The 311-nt window shown below is 44.7% G+C and carries 1 pseudogene (cut by a window edge); it reads left to right on the forward strand.

Annotation, left to right across the window (positions count from 1 at the left end):
- Window positions 1–311 (forward strand): annotated as a pseudogene (locus B3473_RS01240) (C69 family dipeptidase); its annotated part runs 784 nt beyond the window's last position; the annotation flags it as partial.

A 311-nucleotide genomic window follows, 5' to 3' on the forward strand; every position in this document is an offset into this window, starting at 1 on the left:
TAGGAGCTGATCCGCTCGTTGCATCAGGAATTGGTGAAGAAGATATGCTGACTTTGGTATTACCTTATGTTCGCACAGCGCGTGAAGGGGTAAAACGCCTTGGTGAAATTCTTGAAACCTATGGAACTTACGAGTCAAACGGCGTGGCCTTTTCAGATGTCGATGAAATCTGGTGGCTAGAAACCGTTGGAGGACACCACTGGATTGCCCGTCGTGTGCCAGATGATTGTTACGTGACCAATCCTAACCAACTAGGTATTGACCATTTTGAATTTAACAATCCAGACGAATATATGTATTCAACTGGTTTG

Source organism: Streptococcus sp. UBA632 (assembly GCF_002300045.1).
Classification (GTDB): Bacteria; Bacillota; Bacilli; order Lactobacillales; family Streptococcaceae; genus Streptococcus; species Streptococcus alactolyticus.